This is a genomic window from Carboxydocella sp. ULO1, from assembly GCF_002049255.1.
Lineage (GTDB): Bacteria > Bacillota.
The window spans coordinates 6,580-7,098 of sequence record NZ_BDLQ01000159.1 but is presented as its reverse complement, the minus strand read 5'-3'; the positions used below and the strand labels follow the sequence as shown (position 1 = coordinate 7,098).

Genomic DNA, 519 nt, shown 5'->3' with positions numbered 1-519 from the left:
CTGTATGCGGTGGGCCTTTAACCGGCTCCTGGAAGGTGCTTCCCGCCATGAAATCAAGAAGTCAGGACAAGAACTTTTCGGGCTGAACTCCCGCTATGCGGATGATGCCATACTTAAAGCACAGGCCCTGCTGGACTCCCAAACAGAACTGCTGAAGTTAGAAAATGAAGAAACAGAAGAGAAGCTGGGCCGGGCCAGGAAGAAGCTCAGCCTGGCTATGAGGAAACTGGCGAAGGCAGAGGAAAAGGGGGCTGCTTCAGAAGTTATTGAAAAGCTCCGCCTGGCAGTCAAGGGGCGAAACCATCGGGTGGTTTCACTGGCAAAAAGGCTGGCTGAACTGAAGGACTACCGGGAGAAGGGGACAATACCGGAGGTAGTCTTTGGGGGCAGAAGGCTGTGGGAAAAGGTCTGCCAGGGCCGGGCCGCCCGTGAAAAATGGCGGCACGCCCGCAGGAACCGCCTCTACTCCCGGGGAGACGAGAGCAAGGGAGGCAACCCCAACATTAAGATATTTTATGG

The 519-nt window shown here is 55.5% G+C and carries 1 pseudogene; it reads left to right on the top strand.

The features are described 5' to 3' along the window. Positions 1-519: pseudogene (locus ULO1_RS14215) on the top strand (IS200/IS605 family accessory protein TnpB-related protein); the annotation flags it as partial.